The following is a 15,299-nucleotide window of genomic DNA, read 5'->3' as shown; positions in this document are numbered from 1 at the left end:
GAGGCGCCTTTCGATAGATGACGATACCCGCTCACATCCAGCAATATGTAGGACTCGAAGCCACCCGGGATGACATATCTGCGTGCGAGTCATTCGTTACGGGTCTTGCAAAACGAGTGTGCGGCACGGGAATTCTGCGATGAATCACCGCTTTGTCCGTTAAATCCCTAAAGTACGAATCTACTGATCAAACGGCCGGATGGCCCACCCGCGACGGCGTGGCCGAGCGCATCGACGCGACGGGATTCCTCCGTGCGATCCGGTTGCCGCCGACCGCGGTTCGTGATGGCGGCCCACTCGTCGGCCGGTCTCAGCGCGACGGCTCCGCCTGCGGGTCGCGGCGCGCGAGGAGTTCGTCGAGTTGCCGCTCCGCGCGCTCGGCGCGGGCCAGTGTCTGCGCGCGCGCATCGTCGAGCGCCGCCAGCCGTTCGGCCGCCTCCTGCCGCGCGGTCTCCAGCGCCGCAGCCGATTCCGTCCGCACCCGCCCGCTATCCGCCGCGGCCTGCCTGCGCGCCTCGGCCAGCTCGCCCCGCACCCCCTCGAGCTCCCCGCGCACCCGGGTCAGCTCCTCCCGCGTCTCGACGACCGCCAGATTGCGTTCGGCCACCGCGGCTTCGGCCCGCTCGATCGCCCGCTCCGCATCGGCGGCCCGCTGCACGGCCAGATCACGCTCCGCACCCGCCGCCGTAATCCGCTGCGTCGTCTCCCGCCGCACCTGTTCGACCTCGGTCGCCGCCTTCGACCGCGCCAGCTCGATCTCCTCCCGCGCCTGCTCCCGAGCCCGCTCCACTTCTTCGGCCACCTCCCGCCGAATACTGCGAATCTCCGCCTCCGCCTCCGCCCGCGCCGCGAACACATCATCGGCGGCCTGCTTGGTCACCCGCTCCACCTCCCGCAAGGCGTCATCCCGCGCACTCAACGCCTCCGCGATCCGCGCCTCCGCCGCCTCCGCAGCCGAAGCCGCATCCTCCGCAGCCGATTCCGCCGCCGCCCGCGCCTCCTCGGCCTCCCGCCGCGCCTGCTCGGCCGCCACCGTGGCAACCTCCGCCTCCGCAATCCGCCGCGCCGCATCCGCCTGCACGGCCTGCACCTGCGCCTCGGCCACCGCGGGATCGGCCAATGTGGACAACTCCGCCACCGCCGCATTCAACGTCGTCCCGAGCTGATCGGCCACCGCCCGAAACTGCCCGAGCAACTCATCGGCCCGCAACCGCGCCACAGTCACCGGACCCTGTTGCGTCACAGTGACGTTCGCCGCCCCAACCTCACCCTCCCCCTGCTGCCGCCGCTGCCGCTCCCGCCACGCCCTCCACCGCGTGTGATCCGGATGATCACAGTACTCCGAAGGCCGCCCCGGCCCCCCGCCACGCGTAATCGGCTTCGTGCACCCGGGGTAGTTGCAAATCGTCGTAGACACTCGCAAATCGTAGCGTTGGTTTCGTCATTACCAACGGAACAACACGAAACGAAACCCAAACCGCCCCAAATCATTCCCCGCCACTCTGACCTCCGATAAGTGAACCTTATCGGCGGTCAGGCGGCCCGACTTCCTCAACGTGACCGGCCGAACAATACGTTTCGTTTGGTGGCGGCCAACGCAACGTAAGCACGACGAATCTCTGCGAAAACTGTGCTCGCTTGTACGCCCGTACCAGTCGCGGCCGCCCGCCCACTGACCGCGCCGCGCTCCGGCTCGACGGCAGGAGATACAGTGCGCTGGACCGGACCGACAGATTCGGAAGCGAGGGATTCGAGATGTCCGATGCTGAACCGGTGAGCTGGAAACACCTTCAGACGCGGAAGCCCAGCGATGCCGACCGGGATGCGTTGCGGGCGGAGCTGGTCGAGCGGGCTGTGGCGGTCAGGGACAAAGGGTGGGAGGCCTACCGTTCGGAGTGGTCCAACGGTGAGCTGGCCGGTGTCGCGTACCTGCTCGCGGATGCCGCGATGCTGGAGGAGCTCGAGGAGCACGAGGGGTCGGTGCTGACGCGGTTCGCTGGGCAGCTGTACGGGTTCAATGGGGCGCGCCAGGATATCGAGGCGGGATTGGTGGGGACGCAGGCGTGGTTCGAGACCGCGCGCACGGCATTGACTGCGCGCGGGCGCTGATCGCCAGCGGTCGGCGTCACGCTTGGGGGAACCATCCCCCGGGTAGGCCGTTGTTCCTGTGGCGCAGGCATGGAGGGCGGCGGGCACAACATTTTCGGCCAAGGAGCACCGAGCCCCGGGGACTGATACATCCGTCCCATTCCCTGGGTGTCGGCGCGCACCTACAGTGGACGGGGTGAGCGCAGAGCAGCCGGTCACGGTGGTGCGGGAGGGGTGCGGGCCGGATGTCGTGCTCGTGCACGGCGGGGCGAGCCCGAGGACCACGTGGGCCGGACTGGAGTCGTTGCGGGGCCGGTGGCGGCTGGCGTCGGTGTATCGGCGGGGATACGCGCCGAGTCCGCCGCCGGTGGGCGAAGGGCAGGATTTCGAGGTTGACGCCGCGGATCTCGCGGCGGTGTTGGGCGTGGATCGGCCGCATGTGGTCGCGCATTCGTATGGGACGCTCGGCACGCTGATCGCGGCGGGGCGGCGCCCGGAATCCGTTCGCTCGCTGACGATTATCGAACCGCCGCTGTATTTCGTGGCGCCGGATGATCCGCAGGTGCTGCGATTGCGGGAGCTGGGCGATGCCATGCTCACCCGCGGGCTCGACGCGGACGAGGCGGGACTGCGCGAGTTCCTCGCGGTGGCGGGGGCGCCGGTGCCGCAGGGGCAGCCGATTCCCGCCGGAACGGTGGCGGCGGTGCGACGAGCACACGGCGGGCGGCTGCCCGGGGAGGCCCGGCCCGCATTGGACGCGATCCGTGAGTACGGGGTTCCGGTGCTGATCGCCTCGGGCGGACACACCCCGGCGGTGGAGAGCATCTGTGATGGGCTGGCCGGGGTGCTGGACGCGGAACGGGTCGTCGCGCCCGGTGCGGGGCATTTCGTCGCGGCCGCACCGGGTTTCGCCGAGCGACTGGACCGATTCCTCGGGTCGGTGTGAGTCAGCCGGGGCGTTCGGCGGTGGCGCGGGGGAAGGCCGAAGGGCAGGCGTCGCGGCGGAAGCGGCGGAGGGGCGGCTACGGCAAGCCGTCGAGGAAGGCGCGCAGCAAGGAACGCGCTCGAGGCCCAGCGCATCCACCACCGCCCGGCCATGCGGGGGGAGGCTATGAAAGCTGTTCCGCTGGAGCGGAATTGAGCAGTCAGCGGCCGAGCAGCACCGCCTGCGGCGCCACCGGGTAGGCCGCACCGGCGAGCATCGGCATCGGATCGAGGCGATCGGGCCCGGGCGGGGCCCACACGGTGCGATGCCATTCCAGGTGCAGGTGCGGGGCGACATCGCCATTGGTGCGGCGATCGGGATTGATGGTGGCGATGCGCTCGGCCGCCTCCACCCGCCGGCCGACGCGGACCTCGGGACGCACATGGCCGTAGACGGTGGTGCCCGCACCATCGGCGGTGGGGTGATCGATGACCACCCAGAGGCCGAAACCCGTTGCGGCGCCGGAGTACATGACATAGCCGCCCTGGCAGGCGAAGACCGGGCGGTCGGCCGAGCCGCCGGGGAAGCCGAAGTCGACGCCCCAGTGGAAACCACCGGCGCGCGGGCCGAACGGAGAGGTGACGAGGTGGCCGAATTCCAAGGGCCAGATCTTTGGCGCCATGTAAACCTCCCTGTGTTCATTGTCGCGGAACCGCTCACAGGTTGCGGCCGATGTCGCGAATCGGATTGGCTGTCCGGCAACAGAACCGACCACTCAGGAGGCTGTGCATGCGATCCCTCACGACCGGCACCATCGCCCTGGCGCTCGCCGCCACCGTGGCCACGGCCGCTCCGGCCCGGGCCGATGAGCCCGCGCCGGAACGCGCCGATGAGAACATCTCGGTGGATGTGAACCTGCTGGGCTGCTCCCTCGGCGCCGGGCTCGGCGGCGATCTGCTGGTCGCGCTGGCGGCGGGCAAGGGATCCAGTGCGACCATCAAGTCCGGGTTGGCGGCGCGGCTGCGTGCTGCGGGATGCTTGCCCTGGACCTGATCGACCCGAGGGCCGGGTCCGGACACAGGAGGGCGCATGTCTGATCGCGCGGTATTCGTCACCGGCGCGGGCGCCGGCATCGGCCGGGCCATCGCACAACGGTTCGCGGTCGAAGGATGGACGGTCGGGCTCTACGACATCGATCCCGTCGCGGTGCGCGCGGTGGCCGACGAGATCGGCGGGCCCACGATCACCGGCGGCTTCGACGTGACCGACCCGGAGGGGTGGCGCACGGCGCTGGCCGGGTTCGTGGCGGCGACCGGGCGCCTGGACGTGCTGGTGAACAATGCCGGAATCCTGGTGTCCGGGGCCTTCGGCGAGATTCCGCTCGAGGCGCAGCATCGGGTGCTGGAGGTGAACGTCAACGGCGTGCTCAATGGATGCCATTGCGCGCTGCCGTATCTGCGCGCGACGGCCGGGAGCCGGGTGGTGAACCTGGCCTCGGCCTCGGCGCTGTACGGGCAGCCCGGCCTGGCCGCCTACGCCGCGTCCAAGGCCGCGGTGCGCAGCCTCACCGAAGCCCTCGATCTGGAATGGCGGCGGTACGGGATCGGCGTCTGCGATGTGCTGCCGCTGTTCGTGGCCACCCATATGGTGGACGAGGTGAATCGCGGTGCCGACAGTGCGAAGTCGCTGGGCGTGCATCTGACTCCCGCCGATGTCGCCGACCAGGTGTGGCGGGCCGCGACCCGGACCCGCGCCTACGATCCGCACCGGCTGGTCGGCTGGCAGACCAAACTGCTGAATGCGGGGATGACGCTGAGCCCGGGCTGGCTCAACCGGCTCGTGGTCGGGCGGCTCTCCAACGCCGACGCCCTCGGCACCGACGGTTAGCGGTCGCGCCCCGCCCGGCGAGGCTCAGACGCCCAGCGCCGCCCAGGCGCCGAGCAGGACCAATGGCATGCCGGCCAGGCCGATCGCGGCGAATCGGCCCGGGTGGATGGTGATTCCGCGGGCCCGGCAGCGGTCGGCCCACAGCAGGGTGGCCAGCGAACCCCACATGGTCACCAGGGGACCGATGTTGGTGCCCAGCAGGATCTCGAACAGGCCGTCGCCGGACCCGGGCGGAATCGCGGTCTCCATGGCCAGATACGCGGGGAGATTGTTCACCAGATTCGCCGAACCGGCCGCGAGCAGGGCGGCGCCCGGCCCGGAGTGGCCCGCCCAGCGGGTCAGCAGCTCACCGAGACCGTGTTCGACCAGCGCGGTCACGGTGAGGAACAGCCCCTCGGTGGTGAGCACCAGCCGCCACGGAAACAGGCCCCAGCGCAGATGCTTTCGCCGCCGCACCGCGAAGACCGCGAAGACGATTCCGGCCGCGGCGGTGGCGGCGAGCCACGGTGCGGCGCCCGCGGTCACCGCGGCGACGAAGCCCACGCAGGCGAGGACACTGACGCCGAAGGTGGCCCGATCACCCGGTGGCGTGTGCTCGGGCGCCTGGTAGCGGCCGGTCAGCGTGCGCCGGAACAGCACGGCCAGGAACACGACGGTGATGGCGACCGCCGCCAGCTGGGGCAGCGCCATGCGTCCGGCGAACTCCAGCGTCGACATCCGACTGTGCTGCAGCGCAAGCAGATTCGTCAGATTGGAGATGGGCAGCAGCAGGCTCGCGGTATTGGCCAGCCAGATCACCAGTAGCGCGAACGGCAGCGGCGACAGATCCAGCCGCGCCGTCAGCGCCAGCACGACCGGGGTGAGCAGCACGGCCGTGGTGTCCAGGCTCATGCCGATGGTGGTCGCGGTGGCCAGCACCGCCACCAGGCCGAACAGCAGCGGTGTGGACCCGCGCCCGAGGCGCGCGCACCAGGTGGCGGCGGCATCGAAGACCCCCGCCGCCTCGGCGAGTTCGGCCAGCACCGTCACCGCGATCAGGAATCCCAGAATCGGCACCGCCCGCGTCACGCCCACCTCGAAGGCCTTGCCCGCGGGTAACCACCCGGTCATCACCACCAGCAGGCCCGCCGCACCCACGATCTTCCACACCGCGTCCAGCTTGCCAGGCGCTTGCCGGGCCGCCACGGCCCGGCGTTCCGCCCTGCCGGGCGCTCTGAGCCAGAAGTGTCAGTAGGTCGGCCAGTTGCCCGGTGTCATGAGTTCGAGGAGGTGCTCGTCGGGATCCCGGAAGTAGATGCTGCGGCCGCCGCGTGCCCAGTTGGTCCGGCCTTCGATCGGGATGCCGTGCGCGTCCAAGTGGGTCTCCCACTCGGCCAGTTCGTCCTCGGATACGGCGAAGCACACATGGAGGCGGCCGCCACCATCATGCGGTGGGATCACGCCGTTCGGCAGACCCGGTCCGGGCAGCACCTTCGGTTCGAGCGATCCGCCGCGGCGGAACAGCAGCCGCCCTGCCGCCCCGCACCGACCGCGCCGATCGGGGAAAGATCAACTGGCCGGAGGACGAGAAGCACCACAGCAGCTGTCCAGCACGCTGACAACGCCCAGAAAGGAAGCCAGCCGAACCGATAGAAACGCTCGGAACGATCCCATGCGGGCACCACCGCGATTCCCGCAGCGAACAGCGCGCACCGACGGCCGGATGTTCCCTCGAACAAGGAGGGCAGGTCGCCAGCGGGCCAGCTGTGAACGGAAGGCCCGCTGACATTGGTGCGAGCTGCTACTTTTCCTCGGCCCAGAACTTGGCGTCCTGGTCGATTTCGATCATGGATTCCTGCTCGGTCTCGTTGGCGGCCGCTTCCCCACCCTCAGTTGCGAATTCGTCTTCGCGCGGTTCGGTCATGGATTGTCTCCTCGGCACTTCGGCAATGGAAACTCCAGTCTTAACCAACCGCTCGATTGTTCGGCGTGTCGGAGACTATGCGCCGAAGGCGTGTTGGGTGATCAGTAACAGATGGTTCCGAGGCCCTAGCTCCAGGTGCACTGATCCGTCGTTCGGCGCGGCGCTCGATTCTCGCCGCCGTGCGGTACGTCGGACGTACCGCACGACAACGCCTGCTTAGTGCACGACGTCGTAAACGAGCTTGGCCACGCCGTTGGAGTAGGTCGCCGACTCCCGCAGGCGCAGTTGCTGCTTGTCCCGGTCCGACCGGCTGAACAGGCTCTTGCCCGCCCCGAGCAGTACTGGGAACACGAGCAGGTTGTACCGGTCGATCAGATCAGCGTCCGCCAGCCGCCGGGCCAGCTCGGCGCTTCCGTGGATGAAGACCGCACCGCCATCGCCGTTCTTCAGCTCGGCGATATCCTCGGTGGAGCGCAGGATCGTGATCGGGCCCCAGCCCTCGACGACAGCGTCGTCGGTGAGGCTGGTGGAGACCACGTACTTCGGAAGCTCCTTGTACGCGGCGTGGTCGGCGGAGTCGCGCCAGAACGGAGCGAACGCCTCATAGCTGCGGCGACCGAACATCAATGCCGTTGTGTCGGCAAGTTCTTCGCCCTTGAGCGAGTAGGCCTCGGGAACGAATTCGGTGTCCATCACCCAACCGCCACTGCGGTGCCCTTCCTCCTTGCCGCCCGGCGAGTCCGCTACACCGTCGAGCGACATGAAGCCCGTGTAGACCAGTTCACGTGTCAAAATTCCTCCTGAGTTTCGAAAGCGGTGATCGCCGATCGCCGGTGATCGCCCAGGTGCTGATCACACCGGGCGGTTTGTACTTTCGCCGATCTGGCTGACACGGACCTGACACGGACCTGACTCAGACTGACGCCGCAGGCTTCACCTTTCCGCAACGGCCAACGCCGTTTGGTGAAAGAGCACGCGGATGCACTGCGCTGGGGCGGACTACATCCCCGGCAACGGATGGGTTCCGACGTAGCCGAACTTCCGTGTGGCCCACGCCGGCTCGGGCATATGGCGCGGGCTCGGGCAGAGGCGATCACGGCTCGCCGGCCAGCGTCTGTCTCCGTTGGCCGGATCTCCGCGAACGTACCAGCGTTGCCTGTCGGGCTCAGCCCGAGAGGGCGGTGCAGTCGGTGTGCATCACGGTGGGGAAGGGGTCGCCGCCGGCGCTCATGGATGCGAGGTCCGGGGGGCCGAAGGCGGCGGTGGCGGCGTTCTCGGCGTCGGCTCGGGTGAAGCCGGTGCCGCCCATCAGCACGCCGTTGCGGATGGCGATGGAGCCGCATCCGTTGCTGAAGCGGGCCATGACGGTGCAATTCGCGGTGGTGCACCTCGACAGCACGCTCGCGTCCGATTCCGCCCAGTCGGGGTAGTTGAGGGCCCAGACGATGTGCACCTGGTCGCCGATGACTTCGGCGGCCAGGGAGCCGTAGTAGCGGCCGTCGGGTCCGGGTTCGGCGGTCGCGATACCGGGGGCGGCCGCGGCGACCGCGATCGATGCGCACAGACCGAATGCCTTGTGTGACAGCGACATCAGCGTCTTCTCCCGCTCGGAGACCCGGTCCGGACTCGTGGTTTCGGTCCGTGCGAGCCGGATCTGGGCCGACAGTGCCGATTCGTCGTGCTCTCGCGACCACGACGGCTCGGAGTCGTCGTGAGGGCCGCGACCAAGATCAATACGCCGATGCCGGACTCTACGCCGTGCCGCGATCGTCCGTCTCGGAAATCCGACCAATCGGACGGGCGATAAACTCGATCTTGCTCGGACCGGTGCCCGGACCTCACGTACCGAGAGGACGTCATGGAGCCGCACTCGCCGTCTACCCGCCCGACTCCTCCCCGCCGGGAGGAGACCTTCATGGTCCCGCGAATGACCCGAACCTGCTGCCTTGCAACGCTGTTCGCCGCGGTGGCCGCCGTGCCGATCGTGTCGGCGCCGACCGCTGCCGCGGCCGTCACCGGCCTGCGTGTCCCCACCGGCCCGGACGGGCCGCTGGCCGGTTGCGCCTACGTCGTCGCAGCGGATGTCACCGCCCCACCGCAGCCCGGGGAGGTGATTTTCTACGACCATGCCGTGCCGATTCCGGGGATGGTCGACTTCCATCCCGACAGCCGCACCGTTTCGATCGTCTGGACTCCGGGCTGGCAGGGTGTGCACATGATCTCCGTCATCCAGATCGAACCCGGTGGCCTGGCCAGCGGCCGAGCCAAACCGGTCGAGGTGGTGGGCAACGGGGTGAATACCGGCAGCTCGTGCGTCCGGATGCCCTGATCCGGCTGCGCGCGTTGGGGCGACAGCCACGACGTGCGCGAGCGACGAGCTCAACGCCTATGTCTCGGTCGATCCGTTCATTCAACCCGCGGAGCCGGAGGGCATGCCGGTGCCGGGGGCGGCGCCGGTGAGGTTCCAGCCGGTCAGTGAATCGCCGCCGCGGCACGCGGGGGTGAGGGTGACCGTCGAATGCGGGCCGACGACCGCGCTGAAAGCGTTCTGGTAGGGCGCTTGTGGAACCGGTGGTTGTCCCGGCAGCGACGGGGTGGTGGCCGGGTTGGGCAGGCAGTTCGCCACACCGGAGACGACGAAGGACTCATCGGTGGCGTTCTCGCATGTCAGGCCGCTGCAGTTCACCCCGGCCGCGAACTCCTGCGCGGCGGCCGGGCACACGCAGGACAGTCCTGCGGCAGTAGCAATCGCGGAAGCAATCAGCAGTGATCGACCGTTCACGAGTGGAACCTCCTGGTCGGAAATCCTGGCGAACCGATAGTCGGACCTGGTGTCAGGGCCTGTATTTCAGAGAAGGTGTGGGCGATCTTCGTGCGACAGAGCGAACCAGTGAAACATGATAGATCATGCACTTCGCTGACCAGGTTCGAGAGCGAAAACTTGCCGGTCACCGACACTGGATTGGCGGCGTCCTGTCCCGCCTTGCTCGACAACCTGCGCCGCGCGCATGACAAGATCTCCAGCGCCATGCACGATCTCGACATGTCCCTACGCGCCTTGACGTCGATAGTCGCCGCCACAACCCGAATCCACGGTGCCCTCCGGTGACCGACGCTGCCGACCTGATGCGGATGTATCTGGCCGATCCGGATCAGCCTTTCCCGCCTGTCGAGTTCGCGGATCCGTCCGGGCTGGTCGCGCTCGGCGGGGATCTGTCGCCGGAGCGGCTGCTGGACGCCTATTCCGCGGGCATCTTTCCCTGGTACAACCCCGGCGAAACGATCCACTGGCACTGCCCGGATCCGCGGAGCATCCTGGTGCCGAGCGAGTTGCGGGTGTCCAGGTCCTTGCGCCGAGCCGTCGCCAAGGCCGACTACGGGGTGACCATGGATCGCGCCTTCGCCGAGGTGATGTCGCAGTGCGCGGGACCGCGTGACAAGCAGGCCGGAACCTGGATCGGCGACGACATACTGGCGGCCTATCTGCGGCTGCACGAGCTCGGTCATGCGCACTCGGTCGAGGTATGGCGCGATGGCGAACTCGTCGGCGGCCTCTACGGCGTCGCATGCGGACGTTCCTTCGCCGGCGAGTCCATGTTCTCTCGCGCCCGGGACACCTCCAAGGTCGCGCTGTATTGGCTCTGCGGCCAACTGGCCGCCTGGGACTTCGCCCTGATCGACTGCCAGGTCACCTCCAGCCACCTCACCTCCCTCGGCGCCATCGACCTGTACCGCGCGGATTACCTGCGCCTGCACACCCGGGCCGCCGCCCGCCCCGGCCTCCCCGGACCCTGGCGGTTCGACATCGCGGTCCCCAACTCCCCCAACCACCTACCGGCGTGAACGTTCACCGAGATTCCGGGAGAGAACCGGGGGGCGAGACCGCGTCCGGTGAGGACCGGCCCGACTTGGTGATCTCGCCGGGAGCTTGATCACCAGCGGGGGCCGTATGCGAACATATGTTCGTGTCCGGTTTCGAAAGCAGTGGTCGACGGCCCGTGCGGGCCTCGATTCTGCATGCGGATCTGGACTCGTTCTATGCCTCGGTCGAGCAGCGCGACAATCCGCGGCTGCGGGGGCGGCCGGTGATCGTCGGCGGCGGGGTGGTGCTGGCGGCGAGTTATGAGGCGAAGGCGTTCGGGGTGCGGACGCCGATGAATGCGGGGCAGGCGCTGCGGCTGTGCCCGCAGGCGATCGTGGTGCCGCCGCGGATGGGCGCGTATGCGCAAGCCAGTAAGGCGGTGTTCGAGATCTTCCGGGATACCACGCCGGAGGTGGAGGGGATCTCGATCGATGAGGCCTTTCTGGATGTGGGCGGGTTGTGGCGGATCGCGGGGGCGCCGGTGGATATCGCGCGCGGACTGCGGGACCGGGTGCGCGCCGAGGTGGGGTTGCCGATCTCGGTCGGAGTGGCACGCACCAAGTTTCTGGCCAAGGTGGCCAGTGCGGTGTCCAAACCCGATGGGCTGCTGGAGGTTCCGCCCGATCGGGAGCTGGCGTTCCTGCATCCGCTGCCGGTGGAGCGGCTGTGGGGCGTCGGCGAGGTGACCGCGCGGGCGCTGCGCGAACGCGGGATCACCACGGTGGGGCAGTTGGCGGAGATGGGTGAGGGGCCTTTGGCGGCGGCGCTCGGCGCGGCGTCCGGGCGGCATCTGCACGCCCTGTCGTGGGCGCGCGATCCGCGGCGCGTCGACACCGGACGGCGGCGGCGCTCGATCGGCGCGCAACGCGCCCTCGGCCGCCGCACCCGCACCGATGACGAACTCGAGGCCTACCTGCACGGGCTGGCCGATCGGCTCGGCCGGCGGCTGCGCGCGGCCAACCGGGTCTGCCGAACCGTGGTGCTGCGCATGCGATTCGATGATTTCGGCCGCGCGACCCGCTCGCACACCCTGCCCGAGGCCACCGACAGTGGCGCGGCCGTCCTGCACGCGGCGCGCACGCTGCTGGGTGCGGCGATGCCCCTGATCCACGACCGCGGGCTGACCCTCATCGGCCTCTCGCTCACCAATCTCGAGGACGCCGACACCATGCAGCTCACCTTGCCGCTGGAACCGCGCGCCGCATCGACTCTCGATTCGACCTTGGACGCGCTGCACACCCGCTTCGGCGCGGGCGCGGTCACTCGTGCGGCGCTACTGCGTCGCGGTGAAGGCATGTCCGTGCCCATGCTCCCCGACTAGGCCAATCCGGCGCACCCCCAAGACCATCCGCGCCGAAGGTTGTCGCAGGGAGTCCGAAACTCCTGCTGGTGCGTCCAGACCTGCCCCGGCGGCCCGCGTTGTCACGTGACGGCGCGCGATACTCGCAAGTGTCAGCCGATCGTTCGCACTCGAAGGGGAACAATCGTGACGACCATCGTAATGACCGGTGGCACTTCCGGTTTCGGCGCCCTCGCCGTCCAGCGACTCACCCCGACCGCGGGCACCCGCCTGCTGCTCGGCGCCCGATCCCCCGCCCCCGACACGCTCCCGCTGGACCTCAGCCGCCTGGACTCGGTGCGCACCTTCGCCGCCGAAGTACGCGCACAGCTCGGCGACTCCCGCATCGACGTCCTGCTGTTCAACGCCGGCGGCATCCACCCCGACGACACCGGCCGCACCCCCGACGGCTACGAGACAACCTTCGCCGTCAACCACCTCGCCCACTATCTCCTGCTCCGCCTGCTGCTGCCCACCGTCGCCGACAAGGCGCGAATCATCTTGACCACCAGCGGAACCCACGACCCGGCCACCGGCGCCAGCCTGGAGCCCCCGCGCCACGCCGACGCCGAGCTGCTCGCCCACCCCGAGCGCGATCCCGACCGCCATCCCAAACCGGCCAAGGCGGGCCAGCACGCCTACACCGCCGCCAAACTCTGCACCGTCCTCACCGTCCGCGCCCTGCACGCGGATCCCGATCGCGAGGCGCGCCACCTCACCGCCATCGCCTACGATCCCGGCCAGGTCTTCGGCACCGGCCTGGCCCGGGATCTGGCCCTGCCGTTGCGTTTCGCGTGGACACTGTTCGGCGGCCCGCTGGGCGCCCCGATCCGCCGCTTCAGCCCCGTCCTCAACACCCGCGCCGCGGCCGCCGCCGCCCTGACCGACCTCGCCCTCGGCACGACCACGCCCCCACCCGGCCACACCTACGCGGCCCTACGACGCGGCACACTCACCTGGATCGATCCATCCACCCTCGCCCGCAATGACGAACTGGCGCGGGCACTGTGGACCGACAGCGCCCGCCTCACCGGCCTGCCCTCCTGAAATCACCTGGCCACCACCGGGGCGATCGTCGGCGGGATCGTCGCGGCCTTCACCGGCAGCGCCGATCGGCCGGGGGTGACCGGGATTCCGGCGACCCGGTCGGCGCCGGGGACCACGGTCGCCGATGCCGCGCTGCGGGGTTTGTTCGCTGAAGATCGCCGAAATCAACTTCTACGGCACCGGCGTCGAGGCCGCCGACGCCATCGACTTCTGGTGGAACTCCGCCGGGCACAAGGCGATCATGCTCGACGGCCAGCTGACCCGGGTCGGCGTCGCGGTCATCTACGAGGGCGATCTGCGGCACTGGACGGTCACCTTCGCCCAGGGCGGCGACGCCGCACCGCAGCAGGAGACCACCGTCTACCGCAACAACCTCACCGGCGCCGAGCATCAGGCCGAATTCGACTCGCTGCTGGCCCAGGGCTACCGCCTGACCCAGGTGCGCGGCTACGAGGTCGACGGGGCGTCGCGGTTCGTCGGCATCTGGGAGAAGAACGACGGGCGGGCGTGGGAGGCGCGCCACGACATCACCGAGGACGCCTTCTTCGCCACCTCGAACCAGATGACCGCCAACGGCTACCGCCTCGTGCGCACGCACTACTACCAGATCGGCGACGAGCAGCGCGTCGCCGCCATCTGGAACAAGTAACCGGCGCTCCTGTATCACCGATGCCGCGGCCCGCACCCTCGGGTCGCGGCAACGCCGCGTCGGAGCCCGGCGGCGGTTCCGTATGTCGGCGACGCGGTTCGGGCGCAGGCGAATACGATCGGTCGGGTATGCCCAGCGTGTGTCCGAGCCGACCGCACCCGTGAAGAGAACGAAGTGACCGACGAGCAGATAGTGATAGTGCAGGCGCGGTCCGCCGCTGTGGCGCTGCCGGATTCGGTGCAGACCGAACTGCGCCGCGGAGTGCGCAGCGTCCTGGTGGACGCGGCGGCGCTGCGGCTGGTGCGGGAGCGATTCGACGCCGACCAGGCCGGGGCGCTGCACCGCTATCTGGAGGCCTCGCAGTCGCCGAATACGGTGCGCGCCTATCGGACCGACTGGGTGGCGTGGTCGGCCTGGTGCGCCGCCGAGGCCCGCCAGGCCCTGCCCGCGGATCCTCTCGATGTGGCGGTGTACCTGGCCGCGGCCGCCGACGCCCGCCGCGCGGGCGGCGAATGGGCCTACAGCGCAGCCACTCTGGAACGCAAGGCCGCCGCCATCGCCGCCGTGCACGCCGCCAACGGCCTGGCCGCACCGACCCGCGCGGACGTGGTGCGTTTGACGCTGCGCGGTATTCGCCGCACCCGCCGCGCCCAGCCCCGCCGCAAGCGCCCCGTGCTGCTGCACACCCTCGACCAGCTCTTGGCCGAGTTGCCCGCCCCCGAATGGCCCACCGAACCCGCCCGCCGCCGTGACATGCTGTTGCTGCTGGTGGGTTTCGCAGGGGCGCTGCGCCGCAGCGAGATCGCGGGCCTGCGCCTGGGCGATATCCGCGTCGACACCGATCACGCCAGCGGCGAACCCCTGCTGCTGATCCAGCTGCCCACCACCAAAACCGATCCCACCGGCATCACCGAGCAACGCGTCGCCCTCCCGCGCGGCCAGCGCCCCCGCACCTGCCCGGTCTGCGCCTTCGCCGACTGGACCCGCCTGCGCGAAGCCCACCACACCGCAGGCCGCGGCCTGCGCGCCTGGCTGGCCGACAACCCGCCCGCCGACTCCCGCATCCACCGCTGCCACGGCTTCACCGGCACCACCCTGCCCGATCCGGAACTGCCCGTGTTCCCCACCATCTCCCGCCACGGCGCCATCGCCGCCACCGCCATGTCCGGCCGCGCCGTCGCCGAACTGATCAAACGCTACGCCGCCCGCGCCGGCCTGGACCCCGCCCTGTTCTCCGGTCATTCCCTGCGCGCCGGTTTCGCCACCCAGGCCGCCCTCGGCGGGGCCAGCGACCGCGAAATCATGCGCCAGGGCCGCTGGTCCAACCCGCGCACCGTGCACGGCTACATCCGCACCGCAAACCCCTTGGAAGACAACGCCGTCACCAAACTCGGACTGTAACGGCGAACCCTGCGGAATTGCATCGAATGCACCACCGCACCGCCCGCCAGGATGCGGACGGGGAACACGGTAGCCCTTGTGAGAACTGTCCCGTTGTGTGAAACGGCATTTCATGGCCTGCGCCGATCGCGCCGACTGTGCCGACCTCGTGACCTGGGGATTCGTTAGAACGAGTGCGTCGATTCGAACCGAAGGCCA

18 protein-coding genes are annotated in these 15,299 nt (G+C 69.5%); 10 read left to right on the top strand and 8 right to left on the bottom strand.

Going from position 1 to position 15,299, the window contains the following annotated elements; translation table 11 throughout:
- Positions 1-310 precede the first annotated feature (310 nt).
- Positions 311-1,225, bottom strand: a complete 915-nt coding sequence (locus ACYQ5L_RS19055; protein WP_459959040.1) for a coiled-coil domain-containing protein — start codon at positions 1,223-1,225, stop codon at positions 311-313.
- Positions 1,226-1,755: 530 nt separating this feature from the next.
- Here ACYQ5L_RS19055 and ACYQ5L_RS19050 point away from each other — a divergent pair.
- The gene (locus ACYQ5L_RS19050) at positions 1,756-2,109 is read left to right on the top strand and encodes a hypothetical protein (protein ID WP_459959039.1); all 354 of its coding nucleotides are present in this window, start codon (positions 1,756-1,758) and stop codon (positions 2,107-2,109) included.
- Positions 2,110-2,284: 175 nt separating this feature from the next.
- Entirely contained in the window at positions 2,285-3,034 is a 750-nt protein-coding gene (locus tag ACYQ5L_RS19045) for an alpha/beta fold hydrolase (RefSeq protein WP_459959038.1), read from the top strand.
- A 199-nt stretch (positions 3,035-3,233) separates the two neighbouring features.
- Here ACYQ5L_RS19045 and ACYQ5L_RS19040 read toward each other — a convergent pair whose 3' ends face one another.
- A complete protein-coding gene (locus ACYQ5L_RS19040) occupies positions 3,234-3,695 on the bottom strand; it encodes a M23 family metallopeptidase (protein ID WP_459959037.1) in 462 nt (153 codons plus the stop codon).
- A gap of 107 nt (positions 3,696-3,802) precedes the next feature.
- On the opposite strand from ACYQ5L_RS19040, the gene ACYQ5L_RS19035 reads away from it, so the two are divergent.
- Together ACYQ5L_RS19035 and ACYQ5L_RS19030 are read left to right on the top strand one after the other, a co-directional pair.
- Positions 3,803-4,066: a hypothetical protein gene (locus tag ACYQ5L_RS19035; RefSeq protein ID WP_459959036.1), complete on the top strand. Its 264-nt coding sequence runs from the start codon at positions 3,803-3,805 to the stop codon at positions 4,064-4,066.
- Between the two features lie 36 nt (positions 4,067-4,102).
- Positions 4,103-4,900, top strand: coding sequence for an SDR family oxidoreductase (locus ACYQ5L_RS19030; RefSeq protein ID WP_459959035.1), 798 nt, complete (start codon positions 4,103-4,105; stop codon positions 4,898-4,900).
- 24 nt (positions 4,901-4,924) lie between these two features.
- On the opposite strand, the gene ACYQ5L_RS19025 is transcribed toward ACYQ5L_RS19030, so the two are convergent.
- From ACYQ5L_RS19025 to ACYQ5L_RS19005, 5 genes are all read right to left on the bottom strand, one after another.
- Complete coding sequence (locus ACYQ5L_RS19025; RefSeq protein WP_459959034.1) at positions 4,925-6,085, bottom strand: ArsB/NhaD family transporter; 1,161 nt, start codon at positions 6,083-6,085, stop codon at positions 4,925-4,927.
- 42 nt (positions 6,086-6,127) lie between these two features.
- Positions 6,128-6,340 carry a VOC family protein gene (locus ACYQ5L_RS19020; protein ID WP_459959033.1) on the bottom strand — a complete coding sequence of 71 codons (213 nt, stop codon included), beginning with the start codon at positions 6,338-6,340 and terminating at the stop codon, positions 6,128-6,130.
- 340 nt (positions 6,341-6,680) lie between these two features.
- Positions 6,681-6,803 (bottom strand): hypothetical protein, encoded by a 123-nt coding sequence (locus ACYQ5L_RS19015; protein WP_459959032.1) that lies wholly within the window; start codon positions 6,801-6,803, stop codon positions 6,681-6,683.
- A 216-nt stretch (positions 6,804-7,019) separates the two neighbouring features.
- Positions 7,020-7,595 carry a dihydrofolate reductase family protein gene (locus tag ACYQ5L_RS19010; RefSeq protein WP_459959031.1) on the bottom strand — a complete coding sequence of 192 codons (576 nt, stop codon included), beginning with the start codon at positions 7,593-7,595 and terminating at the stop codon, positions 7,020-7,022.
- A gap of 373 nt (positions 7,596-7,968) precedes the next feature.
- Positions 7,969-8,394 (bottom strand): DUF4189 domain-containing protein, encoded by a 426-nt coding sequence (locus tag ACYQ5L_RS19005; RefSeq protein ID WP_459959030.1) that lies wholly within the window; start codon positions 8,392-8,394, stop codon positions 7,969-7,971.
- Positions 8,395-8,730: 336 nt separating this feature from the next.
- Between ACYQ5L_RS19005 and ACYQ5L_RS19000 the strand changes: the two genes are divergently transcribed.
- On the top strand, positions 8,731-9,132 hold the full coding sequence (locus tag ACYQ5L_RS19000) for a hypothetical protein (RefSeq protein ID WP_459959029.1): 402 nt from the start codon (positions 8,731-8,733) through the stop codon (positions 9,130-9,132).
- A gap of 81 nt (positions 9,133-9,213) precedes the next feature.
- Here ACYQ5L_RS19000 and ACYQ5L_RS18995 read toward each other — a convergent pair whose 3' ends face one another.
- Positions 9,214-9,585 carry a hypothetical protein gene (locus ACYQ5L_RS18995; RefSeq protein WP_459959028.1) on the bottom strand — a complete coding sequence of 124 codons (372 nt, stop codon included), beginning with the start codon at positions 9,583-9,585 and terminating at the stop codon, positions 9,214-9,216.
- 323 nt (positions 9,586-9,908) lie between these two features.
- On the opposite strand from ACYQ5L_RS18995, the gene aat reads away from it, so the two are divergent.
- From aat to ACYQ5L_RS18970, 5 genes are all read left to right on the top strand, one after another.
- The gene (gene aat, locus ACYQ5L_RS18990) at positions 9,909-10,646 is read left to right on the top strand and encodes a leucyl/phenylalanyl-tRNA--protein transferase (protein ID WP_459959027.1); all 738 of its coding nucleotides are present in this window, start codon (positions 9,909-9,911) and stop codon (positions 10,644-10,646) included.
- Between the two features lie 116 nt (positions 10,647-10,762).
- The gene (gene dinB / locus ACYQ5L_RS18985) at positions 10,763-11,986 is read left to right on the top strand and encodes a DNA polymerase IV (protein WP_459959026.1); all 1,224 of its coding nucleotides are present in this window, start codon (positions 10,763-10,765) and stop codon (positions 11,984-11,986) included.
- 165 nt (positions 11,987-12,151) lie between these two features.
- Complete coding sequence (locus ACYQ5L_RS18980; RefSeq protein ID WP_459959025.1) at positions 12,152-13,051, top strand: SDR family NAD(P)-dependent oxidoreductase; 900 nt, start codon at positions 12,152-12,154, stop codon at positions 13,049-13,051.
- Positions 13,052-13,175: 124 nt separating this feature from the next.
- Positions 13,176-13,700 carry a CAP domain-containing protein gene (locus tag ACYQ5L_RS18975; RefSeq protein ID WP_459959024.1) on the top strand — a complete coding sequence of 175 codons (525 nt, stop codon included), beginning with the start codon at positions 13,176-13,178 and terminating at the stop codon, positions 13,698-13,700.
- A gap of 198 nt (positions 13,701-13,898) precedes the next feature.
- Positions 13,899-15,101 (top strand): site-specific integrase, encoded by a 1,203-nt coding sequence (locus ACYQ5L_RS18970; RefSeq protein WP_459963470.1) that lies wholly within the window; start codon positions 13,899-13,901, stop codon positions 15,099-15,101.
- Positions 15,102-15,299 lie beyond the last annotated feature (198 nt).

It is taken from the genome of Nocardia sp. IFM 10818 (assembly GCF_054655275.1).
This window is presented reverse-complemented; position numbering and strand designations above follow the sequence as displayed.

Excerpts from the sequence above, each read along its gene's own strand:
- ACYQ5L_RS19050 (WP_459959039.1), top strand. The coding sequence starts at position 1,756 with ATGTCCGATGCTGAACCGGTGAGCTGGAAACACCTTCAGACGCGGAAG.
- ACYQ5L_RS19040 (WP_459959037.1), bottom strand. The coding sequence starts at position 3,695 with ATGGCGCCAAAGATCTGGCCCTTGGAATTCGGCCACCTCGTCACCTCT.
- ACYQ5L_RS19035 (WP_459959036.1), top strand. The coding sequence starts at position 3,803 with ATGCGATCCCTCACGACCGGCACCATCGCCCTGGCGCTCGCCGCCACC.
- ACYQ5L_RS19030 (WP_459959035.1), top strand. The coding sequence starts at position 4,103 with ATGTCTGATCGCGCGGTATTCGTCACCGGCGCGGGCGCCGGCATCGGC.
- ACYQ5L_RS19015 (WP_459959032.1), bottom strand. The coding sequence starts at position 6,803 with ATGACCGAACCGCGCGAAGACGAATTCGCAACTGAGGGTGGGGAAGCG.
- ACYQ5L_RS19005 (WP_459959030.1), bottom strand. The coding sequence starts at position 8,394 with ATGTCGCTGTCACACAAGGCATTCGGTCTGTGCGCATCGATCGCGGTC.
- ACYQ5L_RS19000 (WP_459959029.1), top strand. The coding sequence starts at position 8,731 with ATGACCCGAACCTGCTGCCTTGCAACGCTGTTCGCCGCGGTGGCCGCC.
- dinB (WP_459959026.1), top strand. The coding sequence starts at position 10,763 with ATGTTCGTGTCCGGTTTCGAAAGCAGTGGTCGACGGCCCGTGCGGGCC.
- ACYQ5L_RS18975 (WP_459959024.1), top strand. The coding sequence starts at position 13,176 with ATGCCGCGCTGCGGGGTTTGTTCGCTGAAGATCGCCGAAATCAACTTC.